Source organism: Pseudomonas sp., assembly GCF_050739655.1.
Classification (GTDB): domain Bacteria; phylum Pseudomonadota; class Gammaproteobacteria; order Pseudomonadales; family Pseudomonadaceae; genus Aquipseudomonas.
Genome location: NZ_JBOIBY010000106.1, coordinates 1 through 6,621, shown reverse-complemented (window position 1 = coordinate 6,621; position 6,621 = coordinate 1). Strand labels below are relative to the sequence as shown.

The 6,621-nt window shown below is 58.3% G+C and carries 6 protein-coding genes and 1 pseudogene; 1 reads left to right on the top strand and 6 read right to left on the bottom strand.

Going from position 1 to position 6,621, the window contains the following annotated elements:
* The 3 genes and pseudogenes from ACRESJ_RS05655 to ACRESJ_RS05645 form a co-directional block, all read right to left on the bottom strand.
* Nucleotides 1-326 (bottom strand): annotated as a pseudogene (locus ACRESJ_RS05655) (hypothetical protein); the annotation flags it as partial.
* Nucleotides 327-464: 138 nt separating this feature from the next.
* A complete protein-coding gene (locus ACRESJ_RS05650; RefSeq protein ID WP_431757024.1) occupies nucleotides 465-983 on the bottom strand; it encodes an ankyrin repeat domain-containing protein in 519 nt (172 codons plus the stop codon).
* Nucleotides 984-1,094: 111 nt separating this feature from the next.
* Nucleotides 1,095-2,933, bottom strand: coding sequence for a long-chain-acyl-CoA synthetase (locus ACRESJ_RS05645; protein ID WP_431757023.1), 1,839 nt, complete (start codon nucleotides 2,931-2,933; stop codon nucleotides 1,095-1,097).
* A 342-nt stretch (nucleotides 2,934-3,275) separates the two neighbouring features.
* Here ACRESJ_RS05645 and ACRESJ_RS05640 point away from each other — a divergent pair, with 342 nt between their 5' ends.
* Nucleotides 3,276-3,554, top strand: coding sequence for a DUF3509 domain-containing protein (locus ACRESJ_RS05640; RefSeq protein ID WP_431757022.1), 279 nt, complete (start codon nucleotides 3,276-3,278; stop codon nucleotides 3,552-3,554).
* Between the two features lie 145 nt (nucleotides 3,555-3,699).
* Here ACRESJ_RS05640 and ACRESJ_RS05635 read toward each other — a convergent pair whose 3' ends face one another.
* The 3 genes from ACRESJ_RS05635 to aroC form a co-directional block, all read right to left on the bottom strand.
* A complete protein-coding gene (locus ACRESJ_RS05635) occupies nucleotides 3,700-4,245 on the bottom strand; it encodes a 1,2-dihydroxy-3-keto-5-methylthiopentene dioxygenase (protein WP_431757021.1) in 546 nt (181 codons plus the stop codon).
* 80 nt (nucleotides 4,246-4,325) lie between these two features.
* Entirely contained in the window at nucleotides 4,326-5,474 is a 1,149-nt protein-coding gene (locus ACRESJ_RS05630; RefSeq protein ID WP_431757020.1) for an MFS transporter, read from the bottom strand.
* A gap of 29 nt (nucleotides 5,475-5,503) precedes the next feature.
* Nucleotides 5,504-6,595 (bottom strand): chorismate synthase, encoded by a 1,092-nt coding sequence (gene aroC, locus ACRESJ_RS05625; protein ID WP_371049485.1) that lies wholly within the window; start codon nucleotides 6,593-6,595, stop codon nucleotides 5,504-5,506.
* Nucleotides 6,596-6,621: the final 26 nt, after the last annotated feature.

The window sequence follows — 6,621 nt, the reverse complement described above, 5'->3', positions numbered from 1 at the left end:
AGCGCGGTCAGGGCTTCGGTCTTGGCCAGTTGCTTGGGCTTGAGGTTGAATTCGATGCTTGGTCCGAACGAGGCGACGATCTGGGCGAACAAGTCTACGTAGGTATCCGCCTGGAACAGCACGGTTTCAGGCAGGCTGCCGACGACAACCCACTCACCCAGCGGGATCGGGAAGGTGTCGTCGTAGTTGATGTCCGGATTGGACGTCAGAAAACCCTCTGGATCGGCGTAAGCCTGAGCCGCTTCATCAGCGACTTTCTGGATTTCATCATCGCCCATGCACCCGGAGCTGATTTTGCTAATGAGTTCGACGAGTGCAGCTTTCATGGGGCAGATCCTGTAGCGAGGGAGTATTGAGGGCGCGAAGGATAACGCAAGCCCGAAAAGATCGCAGCCTGCGGCAGCACCTACAGACGTACGTCAATCCCGTCTAGGAGCTGCCGCAGGCTGCGATCTTTCAAGCTATCAGCCCAGCAACTTTTCCAGCTGCGCAACAGTATCCGTAGCACCCATGGTCTTGGCGGCATCCAGCGCCGTAATACCATTGGCGTCTTTCGCTTTCGGGTCACCACCTTGGCTGATCAGGTAATCAACCACTTCAACGCGGTTGAACATGGCCGCCATCATCAACGCCGTCCGGCCGTCGAAAGACGAACCTTCGACCTGCGCACCGCCTTCGACCAACGCCTTGATCACCGCCAGGTCACCCTTGAATGCGGCGCCGGCAATCGGGCTTTGACCGTTATCGTTGCGGATTTCCGGATCGGCCTTGTGTTCGAGCAGGACTTTTACGGTGTCCACGTGGCCGTGATAAGCGGCCAGCATCAGCAGGGTGTCGCCCTTGTGATTGCGCAGATTTGGCGGCAGGCCCTTACTCAACAGCGCAGCCATCATGGCCGCATCGCCCTCGCGCGCCTTGTTGAATACCTGTTCGGCAAACTCGGCGGCTTCTTCGGGGGTCATCTGGCGGCTTTTATCTGACATTGAATACTCCGGTTTCTGTCATTCGCGAAGCCGACAGTTTCAAGAGCAGCACAGGCACTGTCACTTCTTTTTTCTACTGCGGGCCCATAGCCATATTTAATAGCGCCGTTTTCAATAACGATGCTTGCCGCTCTGAATGTCCATCTCCACCTGTTCAGTGACCTGCACGTAGGTGTCGCTTCCCGGCAGCCAGGCGTAGATCGGGTCGTCGCCGGTTCTGGCGGGATCGAAGGCTTCGTCCTTGAGCCGGTTTTTTTGGTACTTGAAGGTCCCGGTGGTCTCCATTTTGACTTTCACCCGCAGGAACAACGGCACTGCGTAAGCGGGTAACTGTTGCCGGACGAACGCCAGCAGTTCGCTGAAATCCAGGGTCGCCAAAGATTCGGCCGGCGTGATGGCCGCCATGCCGGCTCGGCCATTGGTGTTGCGAATTTCCACGCCATAGGCCACCGCTTCGCAAATCTGCGGGTACTGCAGGAGGATGTTCTCGACTTGGGTGGTCGAGACGTTTTCGCCCTTCCAGCGGTAAGTGTCGCCGAGACGATCGACAAACTGGGCATGCCCAAAACCGATATTGCGCAGCAGATCGCCCGTGTTGAAGTAACGATCACCCTTGGCGAACACGTCGTGGAGGACGACTTTCTCGGTTTTCTGTGGGTCGGTGTAACCATCCAGCGGCGCCTTGTCGTCGATTCTCGCCAGCAACAGCCCTTGTTCGCCCTTGCCGACCTTGCGCATGAAGCCATTGGCGCCACGGATTGGCGCGCCACTGTCGTGGTCGTACGCCGCCAACTCCCAGGACATCAGAGAAAAACCGACGGTGTTGTCGAAATTCAGAATATTGGTGAAACCGATGTTGCCGTCGCTGGCGGCATACAGTTCGCAAATGTGGTCCACCGCAAAACGTGTCTTGAACTCGGCCCACGCACCGGGCCGCAGACCGTTGCCGATCATTTTCCTGACGCTGTGTCTGGCGTCGTCGGCATTGCGCGGTTGATCGACCAGGTAGCGGCACAACTCGCCAACGTAACCGATGGTCGTCGCCTGGTACTTGTGCACATCGCTCCAGAACTGACTGGCGCTGAACTTGCGGCGGATGGCAAATCCCGAGGCGCCGCTGATGGCCGAACCCCAGCACACACACAAACCGGTGGCGTGATACAGCGGCAAGGTGCAATAGACGACGTCCGCAGGACGCATATCCAGCGCGACCATCCCGAAGCTGACAGAGCTGCGCATCCATCGCCCATGTTTGAACACCCCGGCCTTGGGCAAACCCGTGGTACCCGAGGTGTAGATGTAGAAACAGGGATCGTCGAAAAACACCTGCTGACTGCTGGCCGGATTGTCACTGGCGGCGTCGACGCTGGCGGTCATCAGGTTGATGAACCCGTGAGGAGCAATCCCCGGATGGATCCAGGAGTCCTGATCAGCAACAAACCAGGTGCGCGACACTTCGATCGACACCCGCTCGCGCACTGCGAGAAACGCCGGGACCAGCTCCTCGCCAACGACTATGGCAACCGGTGCCACCAGGCTCACGCTGTGCACAAGGGTGTCGCGAGTCTGCGAGGTGTTGAGCAGCGCACTGATCGCGCCGACCTTGGCCACCGCCAGTATCGTCACCAGCAGTTCGGGGCGATTCTCGATGAACACCGCGACGACATCACCCTTGCCGATGCCTTGGTCGATCAAGTGATGGGCGATGCGATTGGCCCACTGATTGACCTGTGCATAAGTCAGTCTCACCTCACCACACAGCAATGCCGGGCCGTCGGGGTTGCGCAAGGTGGCTTGTTCAAAACTCCAGCCCAAGCCACACGGTTGGGTCGGGTCCTTGACGTTGGCGGCCTTCATTCCTTTCACCACGCGCGGGATGGCTTTGGCAATGGAAGGCAACTTTCGGAGCATCATGCCCCAGGTAATCGTGTCGCTTGACGTGCGCCTCATGACTGCTCCCGTTCGATCTTTTATTGTCGGGCGGCGTTGATTGAGCCCGAAAATACGTCAACGGTTCTTCAGCTGTACACGCGGTTTTTGAAATGTTTTGTATCCGCAGCGGTGTGTAAATCAGCAGGAGCACTGGTGCGCGCAATGGTTCCATCGAAATGCCGACAAACCTGCAAAATGCAGGATGCACGATGGCCCTTCATGCAAATTGCACGGAAGTGAAAATCAGCACAAAACATAAATCATTGTTTTTAAACGATTTTTTAGGCAGACGGATACTGGCACAATCACTGCAACCCTCTGTGCATGCTTGCCATTCAAGTCATCACGGAGCTGAAAGACATGAACCTGATCCAGGAAAAATTTTCGTCCTTGTTCTCCAACTTCGAAGTCATCACCCAGGCTCGCCCGGACGGCGGGATTTTGCTGACTTTGCGGGGCAGCGAAGGCAAAGAGTTCAAACGCTCGATTTCCTACCAGCAATTGCACAATGGCGATCAACTGTCGTGGGTCATCAGTGCAATTCGCCGCGACCTTGCCGAGCAGGCCAGCGAACTGCCGCAGATTTCCATGTTGCAGAGTCAGCAACGGTTTGCGTTACCGACTTATCACTCGCTCTGAAGCAGTTCACCTGATTACCGCAAAAAACTGTAGGAGCGAGCTTGCTCGCGATGGTCGTTAACGATAACGCTGGAAACCTGATACCCAGCGGTGTCCTTACGTTCTTCGCGAGCAAGCTCGCTCCTACAGGCTTTGCGGTATTCACTCAATCCTCAAGACGCGGGAATTGATCGGCGATGTCTTCGCCAGTGAAGTTGGCCACCCAGCCTTCCGGGTTGTTGAACAGGCGAATTGCGACGAAATGCGGGTGCTCGCCCATGTCGAACCAAAGCTTCGTGCCGGCCGGCACCAAAATCAGGTCGTTTTTCTCGCAGAGTACGGCGTAGACGTAATCCTCGATGTGCAGGGTAAACAATCCGCGTCCGGCCACGAAAAAGCGAACTTCATCCTCGCCCTGGCGGTGTTCGTTGAGGAATTTGGCGCGCAATTCGGCTTTTTGCGGGTGATCGCTATTGACGCTGATCACATCGACGGTGATGTAACCACGCTCGGTCATCAACTGATCGATTTGCGTCCGGTAGGCAGCAATCACCTCTTCCTGGCTGGCGCCGGGCTGGATCTTTGTGGCGGCCTGCCAGCGGTCGAAGCGCACGCCTTGCTCGGCCAGCGTCGAGGCGATGTCTTCGAAATGGGTCAGCACCTTGTTGGGAATTTCAGGGCTGGAGACGTGATAAACGGACAGGCTGCTCATCCGGGCAACTCCTTAAAGATTCAGGCTTAACGATTCAACATGCTGCAAGTGCTCACGGATCGAATGCTTGCGGGTAAGGCTCATGGCCTGTCCTCTTGCATACAGGTGGCAATGATAACGGCAGCTGCAAGGGCTGCGAGACTGGCAATACTAAAGGTGAATGCCGCGCCGAGGGCATTCCAGCTGTATCCGGAGTACAACGCACCCATTGCGCCACCGGTGCCGGCCATCGCGGCATACAACGCCTGGCCCTGCCCTTGCTGGCGCGCGCCGAAGCTACGTTGCACGAATGAAATGGCAGCGGCATGAAAGCTGCCGAACGTCGCCGCATGCAGGACCTGGGCAAACAACAGCACCCAGAGATACTCAGCAAGCGAACCGAGCAACACCCAACGCAACGCCGCCAGCAGAAAACTCGCCAGCAACACCCGACGCAACGAGAAACGCGCGAGGATTTTGCTCATGGCCATGAACATCAGGACTTCCGCCACCACGCCAACCGCCCAGAGCATGCCAATCACGCCGCGGCTGTAACCCAGGTGCTCAAGGTGCAACGTCAAAAAGGTGTAATACGGCCCATGACTCATCTGCATCAACGCAACGCAGATGTAAAACGCCAGCACACCGGGGCTCAGTAGCTGCTTGAGAAAGCCTTCTCCCGCCACCCGATTGCCCGGTGGCGGTTGGGCATTGGGCACCCACAGGCTGCTGAGCACGATGCCGGCCATGATCAGCACCAGCGCCGCCGGGTAAATATCCAGGCTCAACCATTCGAACAAGCGCCCGAGCGCGACCACGGTAATGATGAAACCGATGGAGCCCCACAGGCGAATCTGGCTATAGCGCGATGTCTGGCCCTGCAAATGCGCCAGGGTGATGACTTCGAACTGCGGCAACACCGCATGCCAGAAGAACGCGTGCAAGGCCATGACCATCGCCAGCCAGGCGTAGGTCTTGCTGACGAAAATCAGCGAGAAGGTCAGCAGCGTGCACACCGCGCCGAAACGCACGATGGCCAGCCGTCGCCCGGTGTAGTCACCGAGCCAGCCCCAAAGGTTCGGGGCCACGCAGCGCATCAGCATCGGGATCGCCACCAGCTCGCCGATACGCGCGGCGCTAAAACCCAGGTGATCGAAGTACAGCGCCAGAAATGGCGCTGTCGAACCGAGCAAGGCGAAATAGAACAGATAGAAACTGGAGAGCCGCCAGTACGGAAGCGCCGCAGCCATCAGACTGCGGCGTTTTTCAGATCAGCCATTCAAAGCTGACCCAGCACCGGTGTGCTCACGCGCACATCGGCGTTCTGCCCGCGGTGACGCAGCAGGTGGTCCATCAGTACGATGGCCATCATCGCTTCGGCGATTGGCGTGGCGCGAATGCCAACACATGGGTCGTGACGACCCTTGGTGATGACGTCGACCGGATTGCCATGGATGTCGATGGAGCGGCCCGGCGTAGTGATGCTGGACGTTGGCTTGAGCGCCAGATGCGCAACGATCGGCTGACCGGACGAGATACCGCCGAGGATGCCGCCAGCGTTGTTGCTGAGGAAACCTTGCGGGGTCATTTCATCGCGGTGTTCAGTGCCGCGCTGGGCAACGCTGGCAAAACCGGCGCCGATTTCCACGCCCTTGACGGCGTTGATGCTCATCAATGCATGGGCCAGTTCCGCATCGAGACGGTCGAAAATCGGCTCGCCGAGGCCCGGCATCACGCCTTCGGCGACGACGGTGATCTTCGCGCCGACCGAATCCTGGTCACGACGCAGCTGGTCCATATAGGCTTCCAGCTCCGGCACTTTGTCCGGGTCCGGGCTGAAAAACGCGTTCTGCTCCACCGAATCCCAAGTCTTGAACGGGATTTCGATCGGGCCGAGCTGGCTCATGTAGCCGCGAATGACGATGCCCTGGCTGGCCAGGTACTTCTTGGCGATCGCGCCAGCCGCGACGCGCATGGCGGTTTCACGGGCCGAGCTGCGGCCACCGCCGCGGTAATCACGCTCGCCGTATTTGTGGTGATAGGTGTAGTCGGCGTGCGCCGGGCGGAACAGATCCTTGATGGCCGAGTAGTCCTTGGACTTCTGGTCAGTGTTGCGAATCAACAGGCCGATGGCGCAACCGGTGGTGCGCCCTTCGAATACGCCGGAGAGAATTTCGACTTCGTCGGCTTCCTGACGCTGGGTAGTGTGGCGGCTGGTGCCGGGCTTGCGGCGGTCCAGATCGCGCTGCAGATCTTCCAGCGAAATCTCAAGGCCCGGCGGGCAGCCATCGACAATGGCGACCAACGCCGGACCATGGCTTTCGCCCGCGGTGGTGACAGTGAACAGCTTGCCGTAGGTATTGCCGGACATGCAGGACGCTCCGTGAAATGAACCTG